This is a genomic window from Pseudomonas sp. LS2P72 (assembly GCF_054897865.1).
Window position 1 is genome coordinate 2,783,739 of the sequence record NZ_CM142708.1, and the last position, 19,004, is coordinate 2,802,742.

14 protein-coding genes are annotated in these 19,004 nt (G+C 55.6%); 12 read left to right on the forward strand and 2 right to left on the reverse strand.

What is annotated here, in order from left to right; translation table 11 throughout:
- The first annotated feature begins 10 nt into the window (after window positions 1-10).
- The 10 genes from ACYZUA_RS12955 to ACYZUA_RS13000 all read left to right on the forward strand — a co-directional run bounded on the left by ACYZUA_RS12955 (window position 11) and on the right by ACYZUA_RS13000 (window position 12,234).
- Complete coding sequence (locus ACYZUA_RS12955; RefSeq protein ID WP_024078225.1) at window positions 11-700, forward strand: heavy metal response regulator transcription factor; 690 nt, start codon at window positions 11-13, stop codon at window positions 698-700.
- Window positions 697-2,085 carry a heavy metal sensor histidine kinase gene (locus ACYZUA_RS12960; protein ID WP_048377464.1) on the forward strand — a complete coding sequence of 463 codons (1,389 nt, stop codon included), beginning with the start codon at window positions 697-699 and terminating at the stop codon, window positions 2,083-2,085. The genes ACYZUA_RS12955 and ACYZUA_RS12960 overlap by 4 nt, the downstream gene beginning before the upstream one ends.
- A gap of 369 nt (window positions 2,086-2,454) precedes the next feature.
- Window positions 2,455-2,838 (forward strand): copper homeostasis periplasmic binding protein CopC, encoded by a 384-nt coding sequence (gene copC / locus ACYZUA_RS12965; protein ID WP_019821291.1) that lies wholly within the window; start codon window positions 2,455-2,457, stop codon window positions 2,836-2,838.
- Between the two features lie 3 nt (window positions 2,839-2,841).
- Window positions 2,842-3,780: a copper homeostasis membrane protein CopD gene (gene copD / locus ACYZUA_RS12970; protein WP_151141750.1), complete on the forward strand. Its 939-nt coding sequence runs from the start codon at window positions 2,842-2,844 to the stop codon at window positions 3,778-3,780.
- Window positions 3,781-3,854: 74 nt separating this feature from the next.
- The gene (locus ACYZUA_RS12975) at window positions 3,855-4,196 is read left to right on the forward strand and encodes a hypothetical protein (RefSeq protein WP_102595279.1); all 342 of its coding nucleotides are present in this window, start codon (window positions 3,855-3,857) and stop codon (window positions 4,194-4,196) included.
- Window positions 4,197-4,295: 99 nt separating this feature from the next.
- The gene (locus ACYZUA_RS12980) at window positions 4,296-5,552 is read left to right on the forward strand and encodes a TolC family protein (RefSeq protein WP_048377698.1); all 1,257 of its coding nucleotides are present in this window, start codon (window positions 4,296-4,298) and stop codon (window positions 5,550-5,552) included.
- The gene (locus tag ACYZUA_RS12985) at window positions 5,549-7,033 is read left to right on the forward strand and encodes an efflux RND transporter periplasmic adaptor subunit (RefSeq protein WP_461963388.1); all 1,485 of its coding nucleotides are present in this window, start codon (window positions 5,549-5,551) and stop codon (window positions 7,031-7,033) included. Before ACYZUA_RS12980 ends, ACYZUA_RS12985 begins: the two co-directional genes overlap by 4 nt.
- A complete protein-coding gene (locus ACYZUA_RS12990) occupies window positions 7,030-10,188 on the forward strand; it encodes an efflux RND transporter permease subunit (RefSeq protein WP_048377696.1) in 3,159 nt (1,052 codons plus the stop codon). Before ACYZUA_RS12985 ends, ACYZUA_RS12990 begins: the two co-directional genes overlap by 4 nt.
- A complete protein-coding gene (locus ACYZUA_RS12995; RefSeq protein ID WP_461963390.1) occupies window positions 10,185-10,535 on the forward strand; it encodes a copper-binding protein in 351 nt (116 codons plus the stop codon). Before ACYZUA_RS12990 ends, ACYZUA_RS12995 begins: the two co-directional genes overlap by 4 nt.
- Before the next feature lie 184 nt (window positions 10,536-10,719).
- Window positions 10,720-12,234 (forward strand): YaaC family protein, encoded by a 1,515-nt coding sequence (locus tag ACYZUA_RS13000; protein WP_461963391.1) that lies wholly within the window; start codon window positions 10,720-10,722, stop codon window positions 12,232-12,234.
- 67 nt (window positions 12,235-12,301) lie between these two features.
- On the opposite strand, the gene ACYZUA_RS13005 is transcribed toward ACYZUA_RS13000, so the two are convergent.
- The gene (locus tag ACYZUA_RS13005) at window positions 12,302-13,762 is read right to left on the reverse strand and encodes a tyrosine-type recombinase/integrase (protein ID WP_048377702.1); all 1,461 of its coding nucleotides are present in this window, start codon (window positions 13,760-13,762) and stop codon (window positions 12,302-12,304) included.
- Between the two features lie 901 nt (window positions 13,763-14,663).
- Here ACYZUA_RS13005 and ACYZUA_RS13010 point away from each other — a divergent pair.
- Both ACYZUA_RS13010 and ACYZUA_RS13015 read left to right on the forward strand, forming a co-directional pair.
- The gene (locus ACYZUA_RS13010; protein WP_461963392.1) at window positions 14,664-15,476 is read left to right on the forward strand and encodes a carbon-nitrogen hydrolase family protein; all 813 of its coding nucleotides are present in this window, start codon (window positions 14,664-14,666) and stop codon (window positions 15,474-15,476) included.
- A gap of 82 nt (window positions 15,477-15,558) precedes the next feature.
- Window positions 15,559-16,659 carry a polyamine ABC transporter substrate-binding protein gene (locus tag ACYZUA_RS13015; protein WP_461963393.1) on the forward strand — a complete coding sequence of 367 codons (1,101 nt, stop codon included), beginning with the start codon at window positions 15,559-15,561 and terminating at the stop codon, window positions 16,657-16,659.
- A 576-nt stretch (window positions 16,660-17,235) separates the two neighbouring features.
- On the opposite strand, the gene ACYZUA_RS13020 is transcribed toward ACYZUA_RS13015, so the two are convergent.
- Window positions 17,236-18,939: an ABC transporter ATP-binding protein/permease gene (locus tag ACYZUA_RS13020; protein ID WP_461963394.1), complete on the reverse strand. Its 1,704-nt coding sequence runs from the start codon at window positions 18,937-18,939 to the stop codon at window positions 17,236-17,238.
- Between the last annotated feature and the right edge of the window lie 65 nt (window positions 18,940-19,004).

A 19,004-nucleotide genomic window follows, 5' to 3' on the forward strand; every position in this document is an offset into this window, starting at 1 on the left:
AGCCACCCTCATGAGACTTCTGGTTGCTGAAGACGAACCCAAAATAGGTATCTATTTGCAGCAAGGACTCACGGAGGCGGGGTTCAATGTGGATCGCTTTACCAATGGCAAAGTGGCGCTTCAGCACGCTTTGAGCGAGGCCTATGACCTGCTGATTCTAGACGTCATGATGCCTGGGCTGGATGGCTGGGAAGTACTTCAGAAGGTTCGTGCATCCGGAAAAGATGTTCCCGTGCTCTTCCTCACGGCGCGAGACCGCGTTGAAGATCGAGTGAAAGGACTTGAACTCGGGGCAGATGATTACCTGATCAAACCCTTCGCATTTTCTGAATTGCTGGCCCGTGTCAGAACGTTGCTGCGTCGGGGTAACGGCGCTCCCTCGCAAACCTATATGAAATTGGCTGATCTGGAGGTGGACCTGCTCAAGCGTCGGGCCATTCGTGGAGGTAAGCGCATAGACCTTACGGCCAAAGAGTTTGCGTTGCTTGAGCTGTTGCTACGACGTCGAGGGGAGGTGCTGCCAAAGTCACTTATCGCCTCCCAGGTTTGGGATATGAACTTCGACAGCGATACCAACGTTATCGAGGTTGCAGTGAGAAGGTTGAGGGCCAAGATAGATGACGACTTTGAGGTCAAGTTGATTCATACCTCAAGGGGAATGGGTTACATGCTCGACGCGCCTGATTCGGAATCGGAATGAACCGAATGTCCCTGACGACCCGCATGAGTCTGATGTTCATGCTCGCGGTAACGGCCGTGCTCACGGTCGCCGGACTCAGTTTCAATAACCTCAGCCGGCATCACTTTAAGATGCTGGATCAGCAGGCATTGAACGAAAAGCTCCACTCGACCCAGAGAATTTTGTCCGGGTTGAACAGCATCGATCAATTCAGCGAATTTAAGCCTGAGCTGGAGGCGCTGCTGGGGGCTCACCGTGATTTGACTGCCCTAATAATCGATAGTGACGGCAAGCTGCTGTTTGCTGATCCCGGTCCGGTAGATATTCCGAAGGAGTTCCGCACAACCACAAACAACAACGTCTGGGAGTGGCGGGAGCAAGGGCAGATGTTCCGTGGAGTGACGGCACAAGCCGTTGTGACGGGGCAAAACAAGCCGTTGACAGTCATTTTGATCTTTGACGTTACTCAGCATATGTCCTTTTTCGAGACGCTTGAACGATGGTTTTGGATAGGGTTGGTGATCAGCGCATTGGTCAGTGCTGCACTCGGCTGGATGGTAGCAAGCAGTGGCATGCGGCCCATTCGCCAGGTCACGCGGGTCGCTGCCTCAATGTCAGCAAAATCACTCAAAGAGCGCATCCCCTTAGCACCCGTTCCGAAAGAACTTCAGCAAATGGTGCTGTCGTTTAACGCAATGTTGTCCAGGCTCGACGATGCATTTGTCCGGTTATCGAACTTTTCCGCAGACATTGCCCACGAGCTACGGACCCCCGTGAGCAACTTGATGACCCACACCGAAGTGGTGCTTTCAAGAAAAAGGAATATTGAGGACTACGAAGACAACCTGTACTCAAATCTTGATGACTTGAAGCGTATGAGTCGGATGATTGATGACATGCTTTTTCTGGCGAAATCTGACAACGGTCTGATCACACACGAGAACAAACCAATAGACCTGGTGGAAGTCGTGGAAAAATTGCTTGAGTACTACCGCCTTTTGGCTGATGAGCGGGGGATTGAACTCAAGGTTTCAGGAAGGGGCAGCGTCCGAGGCGATGTTCTTATGCTCCACAGAGCGATTTCTAACCTGCTCTCTAACGCGCTTCGCTACACCTCTGAAGGGAAGACGATCAGTGTCGAAATCCTCCAGAAGGAGATGTCGGTATTGGTCGTCGTGGAGAACCACGGAGAACCCATTGCCCCCGAACATCTTGAGAAGCTTTTCGATCGTTTTTATCGCGTGGACCCAGCGCGGCGAGAAGGGAGTCCAAGCAACGCAGGGCTAGGGCTGTCGATTACCCGATCAATTGTTGAGGCGCATGATGGCAAAATCTGGTGTACATCATGTGACGGGAAAACGGCCTTTCATCTAGAGTTTCCTAGTGTTGACTTGAAGGTCAGCTGATCAACGGCGCATTTGTGATCAACGGCGATCTCTCAGCCTGCGCCCAGCGTCCACTTTCGTTATTTTTGAATGAGTGAGAACCCTAGTATCTGGGGCGCGCGGTCTCGTCTTTAAGTCTCGCTACGCCCGCCAATTCGAGGCCAAACACCGCGTCAAGCTGACTGAAATGTAATCGAACAGTTTGCGTTCGTGTGGCATCGTGTTCTTGCACTGTGACGTTGGGGTCTAGTGAGTTTCTCGTGTTCAACCTGACCTAGAACACGGAGGCTACTAGCTAATCATCAGTGGTTTTAACAAGAATCGAAAAGTAAAAATTAGATATTCCCAAACAAACCTCGAATCAACAGCTCTTGCTGTGAGGAGTCTTGCATGTCATTCCTTAAAACTACGACCGTAGCTGTTGCACTTACCGCTGGTTTGCTTCTGAGTGCAGTTGCTCAAGCACATCCAAAGCTCCTTTCTTCTACTCCGGCAGAAGGCTCGAATGCGGCGGCCCCTTCGAAAATTGAACTGCACTTTTCTGAGAATCTCACCACTCAGTTTTCCGGTGCAAAACTGATCATGACCGATATGCCTGGCATGCCGAACTCCCCAATGGGTGTTAAGGCCGCCGTCGCTGGTGGCGGTGATCCGAAAACGATGGTGATTACACCGGCAGCACCTCTGACCACCGGTACCTACAAAGTCGAATGGCGTGCTGTTTCCTCGGACACTCACCCGATCACCGGCAACTTCTCATTTAAAGTGAAATGATTTATGAGCGACTCAATAAATATTGTGGTTCGCTTTGCTCTTTATTTCGACCTGATGTTGTTATTCGGATTGGCAATTTTCGGCTTGTACAGCCTCAGGGGAAAGGAAAGAGTATCGGGCACGGTCTTGAATTTTGAGTCGCTTCTTTACGGTACTTCTGTTGCAGGTGTAGCTCTATCCCTTGTCGCCATGTTGTTGCTTGCGAAAGCAATGAGCGGTGTGTCGGAGCTTATGGAGCTACATCACCATATTTTTGAAATGGTCCTCATGGGGACCGACGTCGGGTTGACCTGGATGGTCCGAATAGCTGTCTTGGTGATGGCAATTATTGGCGTCGCGTTGAATAAGCGATTTCCGACACCCAGTCTCTGGATCGTCACCGTATGCGGAGCGATTGCGTTGGCGACGTTGGCATGGACAGGGCACGGCGCCATGGATGAAGGCAGCCGACGCTACTGGCATTTCATCACCGATATATTCCATCTTTTAGCCGCCGGTGGCTGGTTGGGTGCTCTATTGGCATTCGCTCTACTGCTGCGGTTGAAATCGCTAAAGGGCGAACAGGAAGCTCGAATTCTTGCACGGGTGCTGACTGGTTTTGAATCGGCCGGCGCTGTAATCGTAGTGATCATAAGCATCACAGGCGTAGTGAATTACCTGTTTGTCATTGGTCCAAATCTCGATGAAGTGATGCTCAGTACTTATGGCCAGCTGCTGTTTTTGAAAATATTGCTCTTTGCTGGGATGATCGTTTTAGCCACGCTGAACCGCTTTCACCTAAGTCCGGTATTGGAGCGGTCAGTTCGAAATGGAGAATACTCTGCCGCAGTCAATGCCTTGCGCCGCAGCATGACACTCGAGTTTTTAATGGCAGTCGTCATAATTTGTCTTGTCGCATGGTTAGGCACTTTAAGTCCGGAAATGGAAATGAGCGCGGAATAGAGGTTGGTGACAGCCGACTAAGGAGTCTAGAAGGTGAATTGTAAGGGCCATTTCCACCGGCTACACTGCAGCCCATGAAACGCTACCTACGGTTTTGCCTGATTTTCCTGATTAGCCTGGCGCTCCCCCTCAGCGGGATGGCGGGTGTTCAGGCGCCGACTGAGCCCTGCCCCATGAAAACCATGGGCATGGCGATGATGGACGGCATGGAGCAAGACTGCTGCCAGGACATGAAAAGTCCCACCGAGCACGGCAAACCCTGTAAGTCAGGTCAGGAGTGCAAGACTGGTGGCATGCTGCAAGTCTCCATCATCAAGCCTCCTATCACCTTATCCAGCCCCCTCGTACTGTCCTTCTCCCTAGACTCCCATCCAGTACAAACCCCGTCAGGGGTATGGCGACCGCCCCGCACTTGATTCCTGTACCACACTGAGCCTCATTCCGCGTTAGCGGGATGGCATATCTGCGTGCATCTCTGATGAAGCGCGCAGTGGATCATCACAGGAATCGTGAACATGAACTCCAAGTGCTATTGCACAGGGTGGTCCCTCGTGGCCGGCCTGGCGGCAAGCGTACTGGCATTGCCGAGTCTCGCTGCCGCATTGACACTCGATGAAGCTTTGCAGCTGGCTGAAAACAATGCGCCGTCGCTGACTGCACAAGACGCGAAAATTCAGGCCGCCAGCAGTGCGGCCATCCCCGCTGGTGAACTACCCGATCCCAAGTTGCTGCTAGGCGTACAGAACTACCCCATTGGGGGGCCGGATCGCTGGAGCATCGACCAGGACTTCATGACTATGCGAATGGTCGGAGTCAGTCAGGAGATGCCCAACAGCGCCAAGCGCAAAGCCCGAATCGAGGTCGCTGATGCGGCCATTGACCGCGCCGCGGCTGAGCGCCGGGTCGAACGTCTAAAGGTTCGTCAGGCCACGGCGTTGGCCTGGATCAACAGCTACTCCGTTGAGCGTAAAGACGCGCTGTTTCAGGACTTCTACAAAGAAAACCGTCTGCTGGCCGATACCGTCCGGGCACAAATTGCCGGCGGCCGCGCTCAACCTGCTGATGCAGTAACGCCCAAACAGGAAGCGGCACAACTGGAAGAGCAGCAGGACGATCTGATTCGTCAGAGAGCACAGGCCCGAGCGGCCCTGAAGCGCTGGATTGGACCAGCCGCCAATGACAAACCTGTGGGCAGCTTGCCTGAATGGCCTGTCGAAGCCTCTGACTACTCTCATAAGCTGCAACATCACCCAGAATTGGCTGCTTTTGCGCCAATGACCCGCGAAGCGCAAGCCAAGGTCCGTGAAGCCGAAGCGGAAAAACAGTCGGATTGGAGCTGGGAAGTCGACTATCAGAATCGCGGCCGACAGTTCGGCGACATGGTCAGCGTGCAATTTTCCTGGGATCTACCACTGTTTCCTGACTCTCGGCAAAACCCCAAAATTGCGGCCAAGCACGCTGAACTCAACCAGCTTGAGGCTGAGCGTGAAGCCCTGTCACGCGAGCACACCCAGCAACTGGAGGACGAGCTGGCCGACTATGAACGCTTGAATCGTGCCGTCCATCGAACCCAGGACAGTTTGCTGCCCTTGGCCAAGGAGAAGGTCGAGCTCAGCATGGCCAGCTACCGCGCCGGCAAAGGCGATTTGAGCTCCGTCGTGGCCGCTCGGCGCGAGCTCATCGAAGCCCGCCTCAAACAGATTGACGTGGAAGAGCAGCGAGCGCTGACCAGTGCGCGTCTGTATTTTGCTTACGGGGAGTCCAGCCAATGAACCTTAGAAAGTGGAACGGGGCATTGCTGGTAGGCCTCTCGCTGGTATTGGGTGTTGCCGGTGGTTACTGGTTCGCTCAGCAGGGCATGAGCGAAGTACCTGGGGCAGCCCCGGAGCAGAGCCTCCCCTCTCTGGACGAACGCAAAGTGCTGTATTGGTACGACCCTATGTCCCCGCAGCAAAAGTTCGATAAGCCGGGTAAGTCGCCCTTCATGGACATGCAGTTGGTCCCTCAGTACGCCGACATCAAAGGGGACAGCGCAGCCGTTCGCATTGATCCAAGCCTGACTCAGAATCTCGGTGTGCGACTGGCTACCGTCAGTCGAGGTGTGTTTGCTTCGAGTCTGGACGTTGTCGGTGTGTTGGCTTTCAACGAGCGGGACGTCGCCGTCATTCAAGCCCGTACGGCGGGTTTCGTCGAGCGCGTGTATGCCCATGCTCCTGGCGACGTGATCAAAGCCAATGCCGCCATGGCGGATATCCTTGTACCTGAGTGGGCTGCGGCTCAGGAGGAGTTTCTCGCACTCAAGCGCAGTGGCGATGCGGGCTTGCTGGCAGCGGCTCGCCAGCGCTTGCGGCTCACCGGGATGCCGGCGGCATTAATTGCTCAAGTAGAGCGCAGTGGCAAAGTCCAACCAAACCTGACCCTCACCAGCCCTATTAGTGGTGTGCTGCAAGAGCTCAATGTGCGCGAGGGTATGACGGTGGCCGCCGGCGAGACACTGGCACGCGTTAATGGTTTGAGTAGCGTCTGGCTGGCCCTGGCCGTTCCGGAGACTGAATCTGGATCAATCCTCATGGGGCAAGCGGCAGAGGCGCGTTTGCCCGCGTTCCCTGGGGTTGTGCTCAAGGGCGTCGTCGGCGCGATTCTTCCGGAAACCAATCCGGATAGCCGCACCCTTCGCGTACGCGTCGAGTTACCTAACCCAGAAGGCCGTCTCAGGCCGGGTATGACCGCACGAGTGAGCCTCAATCGTTCAACGGAGCAAAGTGTGTTGTGGGTGCCGAGCGAGGCCGTCATTCGCACCGGTCGACGTGCCCTGGTGATGCTCGCTGAAGACGCTGGCCGCTATCGTCCTGTTGAAGTGTTGATTGGGCAGGAAAACGATGGCAAGACGGCGATCTTGAAAGGTCTGGAAGAGGGCCAGAAGGTGGTTTCCTCTGGCCAGTTCCTGCTCGACTCGGAGGCCAGTCTTAAGGGCATCGTTGCAAACTCAGAGGAACAGTCACCAATCAACGCGCCAGCCTCCAGTTTTCATGAGGCGGATGGGCAGATCGTTGAGATCAACGACAAAGAAGTCACACTCGCCCATGGCCCCTTCAAAACGCTGGGCATGCCTGGCATGACGATGACGTTCCCGCTCGCCAATCCGGCGCTGATGCAGGGCCTCAAAACGGGCGACAAGGTCCGGATTGCAGTGAGTCAAACCGACGATGGCTTGCGTGTTGAGCGTCTAGAGAAATCAGGGGGCCAGCTATGATTGCTGCCCTGATTCGTTGGTCAGTAGCCAACCGATTCCTGGTGCTACTGGCGACACTGTTTGTCACGGCGTGGGGCATCTGGTCGGTGCAGAGCACGCCCATCGATGCGCTGCCGGATCTCTCCGATGTTCAGGTGATCATCCGAACCCCGTATCCGGGACAGGCACCGCAGATCGTCGAGAACCAGGTGACCTATCCGTTGGCCACCACCATGCTTTCGGTGCCTGGCGCCAAGACCGTGCGCGGCTACTCCTTCTTTGGTGACAGCTTTGTTTATGTGCTGTTCGAAGACGGTACGGACTTGTATTGGGCCCGCTCGCGGGTGTTGGAGTACCTGAGCCAAATACAAAGTCGCTTGCCGGCCAGCGCCAAACCGGCGTTGGGGCCGGATGCAACGGGAGTGGGCTGGATCTATCAGTACGCACTGGTGGATCGCAGTGGAGGACACGATCTGGCGCAGCTACGCGCACTTCAGGACTGGTTCCTCAAGTTCGAACTCAAGACCCTGCCCAACGTTGCGGAAGTGGCCACCGTGGGCGGCATGGTCAAGCAGTACCAGGTCCAGATTGATCCCCTCAAACTGGCCAGCCTCGGTATCACTCAGGCTGAGGTGACCGAAGCGATCGGCAAGGCCAATCAGGAAACCGGTGGCGCCGTCCTGGAGATGGCAGAGACCGAGTTCATTGTGCGTGCTTCCGGCTACTTGAAAACGCTCAATGATTTTCGGGCGATCCCACTCAAGCTGGGATCGGGTGGTGTGCCTGTGACCCTTGGCGATGTCGCCACGATCCAGTTGGGTCCGGAAATGCGGCGTGGCATCACCGAACTCGACGGCGAAGGCGAGACGGTTGGCGGTGTGGTAATTCTGCGCAGCGGCAAGAACGCTCGCGAAACCATTGCGGCGGTCAAGACCAAACTCGACGAGTTGAAAAGCAGCTTGCCGGCGGGGGTGGAAATCGTCACCACCTACGACCGCAGCAAACTAATCGACCGCGCGGTGGAAAATCTCAGCCACAAACTGCTCGAAGAGTTCATCGTCGTCGCGTTGGTGTGTGGCATCTTCCTCTGGCACCTGCGTTCATCTCTGGTGGCAATCATCTCCCTGCCGGTGGGGGTGCTGATCGCCTTCATCGTGATGCGTTATCAAGGGATCAACGCCAACATCATGTCCCTGGGCGGAATTGCCATCGCCATCGGTGCCATGGTCGACGCTGCCGTGGTGATGATTGAAAACGCGCACAAGAAGGTTGAGGCTTGGCACGTGGCCAATCCGGGGGAGGAACTGAAGGGTGAACGTCATTGGCACGTGATGACCGAAGCGGCGGCTGAAGTTGGACCAGCACTGTTCTTCTGTTTGTTGATCATTACCCTGTCGTTCATTCCGGTGTTCACCCTGCAAGCCCAAGAGGGGCGGCTATTCGGCCCGCTGGCTTTCACCAAGACCTACGCCATGGCCGCAGCGGCGGGATTGTCAGTGACCTTGGTGCCGGTGTTGATGGGCTACTGGATTCGGGGACGAATTCCCAGTGAACAACAGAACCCGTTGAACCGCTGGCTAATCCGGATCTACCAGCCGGCTCTGGATGCAGTCTTGCGACGACCGAAGATCACGCTGCTGGTCGCGTTGCTGGTTTTTATCAGCGCACTATGGCCAATGTCGCGCTTGGGTGGCGAGTTTCTTCCGCCTTTGGACGAGGGCGACCTGCTCTATATGCCTTCGGCTCTGCCGGGATTGTCGGCGCAGAAAGCGGCGCAACTGCTGCAACAGACCGACCGCCTGATCAAGACCGTGCCGGAGGTCGAACATGTCTTTGGTAAAGCCGGTCGTGCTGAAACTGCCACCGACCCGGCGCCGTTGGAGATGTTCGAAACCACCATCCAGTTCAAGCCACAGGAGCAATGGCGCCCAGGTATGACTCAGGAAAAACTGGTGGAAGAGCTGGATCGAGTGGTGCGAGTTCCTGGGCTGACCAATATCTGGATACCACCGATTCGCAACCGAATCGACATGCTGGCCACGGGGATCAAGAGTCCTATTGGGGTGAAAGTTGCCGGCACCAACCTGACCGAGATTGATGCCGCTACCCAGGCGGTCGAGCGGGTGGCCAAGGATGTGCCCGGCGTCAGTTCGGCGCTGGCCGAGCGTCTGACGGGAGGTCGCTATATCGATGTGGATATCGATCGTAAGGCAGCCGCTCGTTACGGGCTGAACATCGCCGATGTGCAATCCATCGTGGCCGGTGCTATCGGCGGTGAGAACGTCGGGGAGACCATTGAAGGGCTCGCACGTTTCCCGATCAACGTACGTTACCCTCGGGAGTGGCGTGACTCGCTCGGCGCCCTGGAGCAATTGCCGATCTACACCCCGCTAGGGAGCCAGATCACCCTCGGCACAGTGGCGAAGGTCAAGGTCAGCGACGGCCCGCCGATGCTCAAGAGCGAGAATGCACGGCCCTCTGGTTGGGTATACATCGACGTGCGTGGCCGGGACATTGCCTCGGTAGTCGCCGATCTACGCCGGGTCGTCAGCGAGCAGGTCAAGTTTCAGCCCGGCATGAGCCTGAGTTACTCAGGACAGTTCGAATTTCTCGAAAGGGCCAACGCACGACTCAAACTGGTGGTGCCTGCCACGCTGTTGATCATCTTCGTATTGCTTTACCTGACGTTTGCCCGCTTCGACGAGGCCCTGCTGATCATGGCCACTCTGCCATTCGCCCTGACTGGCGGGGCATGGTTCCTCTATCTGTTGGGGTTCAACCTGTCGGTCGCCACCGGGGTCGGCTTTATCGCCTTGGCCGGTGTTTCTGCCGAATTTGGCGTGATCATGCTGCTCTACCTGAAAAACGCCTGGGCCGAACGTGAAGACCTCGGTGACAACACTGAGCGTGGGCTGATTGCGGCCATTCGTGAAGGGGCCGTGCAGCGCGTTCGACCCAAGGCCATGACCGTGGCCGTGATCATTGCCGGCCTGTTACCCATCCTGTTGGGCAGCGGCACCGGCAGCGAGGTGATGAGTCGCATCGCCGCGCCCATGGTGGGCGGCATGATCACCGCACCCTTGCTGTCGCTGTTTGTCATTCCGGCAGCCTATCGCCTGATGCGTCGCCGGCACCTCTCAGTTGAACCCATTAACTCTCAAGGAAACGTCCTATGAAACTGACCCTGATTGCAGTTGCAATCACCGTATTTGCGCTGTCTCTTTCTGCCCTGGCAGAGGACGTGCCGGGCATGAAAATGGACGGTATGGAGGGCATGGAGATGAAGCAGGACGTAAAGCAGGCTCCGATAGCCAAAGCGGAGGGCACGATCAAGTCAATTAACTCCGAGAAGCAGACAGTGACTATCGCTCATGGCGCCGTGCCAGCCGTGCAGTGGCCTGCTATGACCATGGCTTTTTCCGTAACGGAAGATCAGCTGACAGGGCTGACGGCCGGAGACCGAGTGTCGTTTTCATTTCGGTTAGAGGGTGGCCGAGCCACGATTGTATCCATCAAAAAGTGAAATGACGGTAATGGAAGTAGCCGGAGCGTAATGTCGCGTCGGCTTCTGCCACCCGCTTTTTACGAAAACCAATTATTCAGTAACGGAGCGTGTATGGCCGCTATTGGCTGTGGATTCGATCGATCAATGCTATGAATGAAGCTGCGATAGTGTTTGGTAGAGAGACAGAGCAAGGAGAAGGCATATGCAAGACAGCGGATGGAAGGCGCGCTTAGATATTCTGCGGGACGCAGTGAAAAGAAATATGCTTGATAAGCTAGTCGGACATGGCTGGGAAGCGTCCATAGTCCGTGAGGTTGCCGCAGGAGAGTATGTGGTCGTAAAGGCGTCTAGAGGCGGGGCGGAGCGTTCGGCCGCAGTACTCTATTCGTCAGCGACGAGCAACAATGTATACAAGCAACTGGCTGGAGAGGTGTCCGTTATCTTTTTTAACGGACAGCCGTACATGGTTGAGTCATTCGCTATGGGGGTATCCATTCCCGTGAAGCCGATTGACGATTTTCAACCCTTTCTCATCGAATGGAACCGTGAAAGCAGCACTGGAAAGTTTGCTCCTACGACAACGCAAGCAGAAGAGACGAGCCTTGAAGAGTTGCAAGCACCGCGGCGAGTGCTGCTTTCAGAGACTCCGATAGAAGCAGTCTGGGCGAGGCTTTCTCAGTTAAAAAGTGCAACTCTTGCTCGAAAGATGGTCGACCGTCGCGCTCAACTTGAAAGCCTAAGTCTTGAGCCGTCGACCATTGTGTCAAAGGGAGAGGGCGTTGCTTTCGCGCTCCGAAATGCCACCGATTATTTCAGTGCCATTGATCGAAGAAATGTCAGTCAACGTGTACTCAATCTGTATTACGGCACAATGTCGTTCGCATTTGCCGAGATGCTTGCTTCACCAGGTGGTCCTCAAACCCTTTCAGAGTTGGAGGCAACAACCAAAAAAGGGCATGGCCTTTACACCCATGATGGTTTAGATGACCGATTTGAGAGTCTGGCCATTGGCGCGCTCGTCTCGGGTTTTTTCCCAAGTTGGGTTAAATCGATGACTGCAAACTCACTTGTCGCTGCCAAACGGAAACCAGACGGTCTGGATGCACTGAAAGCACTGCCCGTTGAAAGCTGGCTTACGATGGAGCAGCTGTTTTCTCGGATACCTGAGGTTGCGGATCTTTTTGAGGACATATTTGAAGGTAAACCTTCTTGGGTTACTCCTGCTTACGATCAAGAAAGTAATGGTCGACACCACCGTGCGACGACGACCTACGCTCTTTTGATAGATGAGTCTGGGCGAATGACTATGGATGATATTGCTGCTTTTCCTGGGGCAATTCGCGAGATCATCCAAGTTTCGTCTAGGTCATCAGCAAGCCATTTCCGTGTGGCAATTGATCATCCGGAGTCGAGTATTTGGTGGGATGCACTTCAGCTACATCACAGTCCATTTAAAAGACATGCGCTAATGCTGCCTCTCTTTGGAACGATAAATGAGTATCGAGCGACATGTTTGGTGTTGCTCTATGCGTTGTCCATTCTGGTTCGCTATCGTCCAAGCCTATGGCGGCAGATACAGGAAGGGGAGCTTGATCATTTCAGGTCACTGATCGAGACGTTTCTCTCAGCAGTTGAGCGCATTCTTCCAGAACAGTTTCTGGAGAAAATTACGGGGCAGTCGATCTCTGTCCATCAACCCGGCTCGTTTTTTTCCTAGGATGGTTGAAGACCCTGAGCATTCCTCCGTCCGTTTTTAGTTGGAATCTTCGGGAAACCCACTTTGATTATCCGATTGAGGGCGTCTGGGATCCATTGGCGGCGTAGTCTGGAAAAGACATCATCGACTCAGTCGGTGTGTGCTCATAGGTTGAGGACAGCACTGCACTGAGGCGATCACCCAACAGGTTCCAGGCGCGCTTCTTTTCTTCGGCATAATCGTGATGCAGGTAGTGGCGTCTCACCCGAGAGCCGGCCAACACATGGTTTTGGCAGCGATCGATGACGTCCAGGCTGACCCCCAAAGCCTGCATCATGGTCGCGCCCGTGCGGCGCAGATCATGCGGCGTCCAGTCGCCGTTTTGGCCGTCGGCAAGGACCAGCGTGTCGTCGTGACGCCTTCTTGAGAGGGCCTTGCGGTTTTTGAACCGGGCCTGGCGATCACCGACCTGTTTACTCACCACTTTCACGTCCACATGCCCATCATCCTGCTTGTTCGGAAAACACCATTGTGAGTCTCCCGTCAGGGTCTTGAGTTCTTGAAAGAAATGCAGGGCGAAGGGGGAGAGGAAGACATGGTGGTCCTGCTTTTTGCCGCGAGTGCCTTTGACGTTTTCGCTGGGGAGAAACCAGGTCTGCCGGTCCAGATCGATATTTTTCCATTCGGCCTGCAGCAACTCGCCGATCCGGCACAGGGTGCCCAAGCTGATCCAGAGCGCAAGTTGGGTTTCCTTCTTTAGCGGCCGAATGCCGTCGTACTTTTGACCCGCGGGGAGGGCGTTGTAGTCGGCGGTCATTTGCTGGAAGCGGTTGTGCAGTTCCAACAGCTCAGCCGACGAAAGGATCCTGCTTCTTTCGGCCTCGTAGTCGGCCGGGATCAGGGGGGAGATGTCGACCAGCTCAGTTGGATCACCCTCGATCAATAAGGCCCGCCAGGGTTGGCGCTTTCTAGCCCAGCTGAACATCTGGGTGAGGTCGGCGAAGAAGCTGATGGCTTGCCGGTGAGCGCCGCGGTTGACCACGGCCCGGATCAGCGCCCGAACATCGTGTTCGGAAACATTGTTCACCGCTGTCTTGCCGAGTGCCGGAAAAAGGTCCTTGTTAAAGCGTCGTTGCAACTCGGCATTTCCGTCTTTACGCGCCACGCCATCCAACAGCCAGGCCTTGGCCAGATCCTGGACGGTCAGTATTTGCACCTTGCGCGTCCTCTCCTGTTCGGCCTCAACGTTAGCAGCGGCATGCGCCTGTGCCTTGGCGGTCTTCTTATGCTCGTTGGGATTGATCTGCTCATCGATGAGCGCACGGGCCTGGTTGCGGGCCTTGCGGATGTCCGTCAGGGATTTGCGCGGCCAGGACCCGCAGGAGTACTCTTTGTTTTGGTCGCCCCACCGATAGCGATAGAAAAAGCTGACCGACACGCCGTTCTTGCGCACTGAGATTCGACCGGCCAGATTGCCATCCTCCCTGAGTATTCGGCCGGCATCTTCAACGGTCAGCGACTCGAGTTCTTTGATGGTGATTTTAACCATAAAATAGGTTCCCCCTACTTTTACCCCCACAAAAACGCCGGCTCTTGATGGACGTTCCTGGACTCTCGTAGAGCAGAACACCGCTGGAGCTCAAGTAAATACTAGCTTAGAAAAATCTAGAGTAAAATTTTGGAGTCTTTCAAGAAGTATGAAAAAGGAGATGGGGTGCTAGGGGTCGAGTGTTCGAATCACTCCGTCCCGACCATATAATTCAAAGGGTTGCGAGATTTTATCTCGCGACCCTTTTTTATTTTTGGTCGTTTTTACCCCCACAAAACGACTGGCCCTGGGGTGGAGTCTTCAGCGGATACCAAAGGTGGAATTTGTCCTGGGGGTTTATCCGCAATGCAGAAGGACGTCAGTCAAGGCGTTCTGTAGCGAGAACGTTCTTTTTCGTTCGCTTACCTTGAAAGACAAGCGAAGCCAAGAAAGGGGACAGACCTCAGTGCGCCCTCAATCGATGCTGAGCCTGATTATCACGCTGGATCACCGACACAGGCTGGCATCGGTTCCAGTTGCACCGAAGACCTGACTGTAACCGTCACAGGGCAATGCTTGGGCCGCGTTGACGGTGTACAGCAGCGGCTCGTTCGCCTGAGCGTGTTCAACGCAGGGCAGGCACGCAGTCAGGCTCGCAAACGCCAGCCACTTTTTTGGCAACGATATCAAAAATCTCAAAATTCCAGAGTGGTGGGTCTGCAATCGAGTGTGGATTTAATCGGTCGATGCAACTGATTGCCTGGATTCTTCAGCGGTACTTTCCTGTCATTTCCGTCTTCTACCCCTTTGGGGGTACTTATTCCGCGTGATAGGAACTTTTTTCACGATACGCATACTTGTTGGGCCTTTGACAAAGTCATCCGCTTCCTGGCCAGGACGCTAATTACCTGACGGTCTGATAATGAAACTTGAACTCGTACAGTTGGCGTGTCGCGATGGCGATGTCGCTTACAACCTGGAACGCATCCTGCGAGCGATTGCCGAAAGCGCACCTGGCACCGATATCGTAATTTTCCCCGAGTCGTATATCACCGGCTTTCTCAGCCACGAGAATATTGCCCGGTTCGCCGAGCTCGTTTCCGGGCCCAGCGTTCAGACGATCTGCGCTGTCGCCCGGGAGCGAGATATCGCAGTGGTTGTGGGTTTGATCGAGCGCGATGGCGAGAGCTTCTACAACACCACGTTGTTCATAACCCCGGAAGGCGTGGCGCTCAGTTATCGAAAGACTCACTTGTGGGTTGGCGAACCCTCCCTCGTACTGCCAGGCGACCGTTTTTCGACAGTGCAATGGCGCGGCGTGCGTATCGGGCTGTTGATCTGCTATGACATCGAATTTCCGGAAAGCGCGTGCGCATTGGCTGCACTCGGCGCTGAGCTGATTCTAATCACTGACGGCAACATGGAGCCTTACGGCCACGTGCACCATACCGCGGTTGCCGCCAGAGCCCAGGAAAATCAGGTCTTCGCCGCCATGGTTAACCGGGTCGGCGAGGGCGCAGGCGAAATCTTCGCAGGGGGCAGTACGGTGGTCGACCCGTTCGGTCAGCGACTGTTTGAAGCCGGATCGCAGGAGTGTCGGCATGTCGTGGAATTGGACATGACGCGGATCATCCCGGCACGCGCACTCTATGACTATCGCACGGAGAAACGCTTGCAATTACACGGCACTCTCAACGAACAGCCGGATGGTCGCCGCGAGTTATTGATTCCCTGAGCGGCAAATGCTGTTTCGATTTCAAATAAGAACAATTTTGCAGCGGATCCCCGATCGAAGGCCGATTCGCCAGGAGCACCCCATGAAATCTATGTGTTTGCTGCACGTTAGCCTGTTTACCTTCTTCGGACTGGGCATGGGCGCCAGTTGGGCGCAGGCCCCCAGTGTGAACTTTTATAACTGGTATGACTTCATTGCCCCCGAAGCGCCAAAGGAATTCGAGAAGGAAACCGGTACGCCCATGGTGCTTGATACCTTTGACAGCTCTGAAGTAATGCAGAGCAAGTTGATGGTCGGACGGAGCGGATACGACGTAGTGGTGGTGACGAGCAGTGCGTTGCCCAACCTGATCAAGGCGGGCGTACTCAAGGAACTGGATGGCAGCCAATTGAACAACCGGCCGAACCTTGATCCCGAGATTCTCGCCAAGGTTGCTCAGAACGATCCCGGTAATCGCTATGCGATCCCCTACATGTGGGGCACTACGGGCATCGGCTATGACGTGGATCAGGTGGCCAAGGTACTGGGTGCGGCTGCCCCGGTGGATTCCTGGGATCTGATCTTCAAGGAAGAAAACATCGCCAAGCTCAGCCAATGCGGTGTTGCGATGCTCGATTCCCCAAGCGAGATCATTCCGATCGCCTTGCATTATCTCGGCTTGCCACCCGACAGCAAGAACCCCGATGACTATGCAAAAGCCGAAGCGCTACTGCTCAAAATCCGTCCCTACATCACCTACTTTGATTCGTCACGGTTCATCACTGACCTGGCCCACGGCAATATTTGCGCCGTGGTGGCCTGGTCGGGTGGGGTATATGACGCGAAGGTCAGCGCCGAACGCGCCAACAACGGTCGCCAGTTGGCCTACCGCATTCCGCGCGAAGGCTCGTCGGTATGGGTGGAAACTCTGGTGTTGCTCAAGGACGCTCCGCATCCGGAGCAAGGCATGAACTTCATCAACTACATGATGCGTCCCGAGATCATCGCTAAAAGCTCCAACTACTTGGGTTATCCCAACGGCAACAAGAGCGCCTTGCTCTATGTCGATGAGGGGCTGAGAAACAATCCTGACGTCTATCCCCCGGCAGCAACCCTGGCCACGCTGTTCCCCGACCAGCCACTCCCTCTCAAAATTGAGCGCATTCGTACCCGGGTCTGGAGCAAGGTTAAAAGCGGAACCTGAATCCCGTTGATCACCTTCTCGATGCTTGCTTCAGGGCAAGCCGCAGGAGGTTTGGTTGAGAGGTTAATACCCAAAGGCAGTGTCCGCCGCCCCTCCGGGGAGTCTGCGAGGTCGGCTGCGTCGCCCCTTACCCGTTCGATGGCTTCACCACCACGGGGACCGACTTCAACATCCCTTTGCACGCCACCTACTATCGCTTGGCCGACAGCCGACTGACCGCCGGCACAGCAAACACCGAAGTGACGTTCATCGTGAATTACCTGTAACAACGTTGCAGAGCTACAACAGCAATGTCCGCTCGGGGTCGATTGCTGGCTATCGCGAAAGGTAACATTCAGCCAATTTCAGACAATGCTGACCGGGAGCTATGGGCCTAGGCTGTGTGAAAACGCCAGTGATCGTCTAGATCGTATCGGGGCGATCATGAAGCGATTTATTGGAGGTGAGGCTCGGACGCAAGTGACGCTGCTGCCAGAGTGTCTGGGCGATTACTCAGCCGAAGAAAATCAAGCCCTGGCTGTAACCGTCACTGGGCAATGCTTGGGCGGCGTTGGCGGTGTACAGCAGCGGCTCGTTTCAAAATTCCAGAGTGGTGGAGGGAATTGGTTTGGACGCGGAGGGCAAAGCCACTGGCACCACATCGATCACGCAGGTGTGGTACGCATCGAGGCTTTCGCGATGGCCGATGCTGACCAGCGTAATGTCGGCTGCCGCCAGCGCTTCGTACAACCGTCGCTCGGCACTGTCGTCCAGGCCCGAAGTGGCTTCATCGAGGAACAGCAAGGGTGGCCGAATCAGCAAGGCGCGGGCCATGGCCAGACGCTGCTGCTCGCCGGGGCTCAATCGCCGGCTCCAGTCATCGGTTCTGTATAACGGCAAGTGCTGCAACTCTGTCAGTTTGAGCACAGCTTCCAAGCGTGCTTCATCGATTTCGAAAGCACCGGTCTCGCCGGTTTGATGCAACAGTTCATGCAACGAACCATTGGGCAGATAAGGCCTCTGCGGCAGGATAAGTAGACCCTCGCGGTCCAGTTCGACGCTGCCCTGGTGCCGTGGCCACAATCCTGCAAGCGAGCGGAGCAGGGTGGTCTTGCCCACGCCGGAAGGGCCGCGCAGCAGCAGCCGTTCGCCGGGAGCCAAGGTCAGCGTCAGCGGTTCGAACAGCGGTAAACCGTGCTCATTCAGCGGTGCAAAGTCATGCAGCCGCAGGCCAGCTGTACGACGGGTGACGGGGTCAACCGGTGCAGGTAGTGCGTCAAGTTCACGCCAGAAACTGCATAAGCGAGTCTTGGTCGCACGCCATTCGGCGATTTGCGGGTAGCTGCGAATCAGAAACGAAAGAGAAGCCTGAATCTCGCCGAAAGCCGAAGCGATCTGTGTCAGTTGCCCCAGTTGGATTTCCCGCGAGAAGAAGCGCGGTGACACTAGCAGCAGCGGCAAGGTGAAGGCGAATCGCTCATACGCCGCATTAATGCCCAACAGGTGTTTTTTCGAGCGAACCAGCTTGCCGTAGTTGCTCAGCAGCAGTCCCAGTTGTCCCAGTAACTGCTTGCTTTCCCAGCCCTGACCTCGGGAAAGGGCGACGTTTTCGGCGTCTTCACGAAGACGCGTCAGGCCGAAACGAAAATCCGCCTCACGACGTTGTTGCAGGAAATTGAGCCCGATCAGCGGTTTACCGATCCAGTGCGCGATGCCGCTGCCGATCACGGCGTAGATCAAGGCGAGCCATAACATATAGCCGGGGATGGCGACGGCATGCCCGGCGACTTCAAATTCCAGCGTGCCGGAAATGCGCCACATGATCATGCTGAACAGCACCACCAGAATGATCGCCTGGAGCAGGTTCAAGCCCAGGTCCAGGGTCTGCTCGACGAAGATCTTGCAGTCCTCGGCAATGCGCTGATCGGGGTTGTCGTAGGTCACGCTGTGAAAGCGGCTGCGGTAGTAGCGTTGGCTGTCGAGCCACTTGCCGAGAAAGGCCTGGGTGAGTTTTTCTCGCCAGCTGATCAGCAAGCGCTGCTGCACTTGGAACTTGGCCATGGTGCAGGCGATGAAGGCGACGTCGAGTACCAGCAACTCCACGACGTGATAACCGAACGCGGCGGCGTCCAGACTTTGCAACGAGTTGTAAAAGCCCAGGCTCCACTCGTTCCAGCGCACCTGGATCGCAATGATCCCGGCCACCGCCAGCATGGCCAGGGCGAGTGTCAGCCACGCGCGACGACGGCCTTGAGCTGACCAGTAAGGCGCGGCCAGCAACTTCATATCTTGGATGAACATCGGAGTGTCCTGCCTGGCAAACTCGGGGGTTGACCCGCCGTGTTGAGTCTTCGGAATTCAAAAAA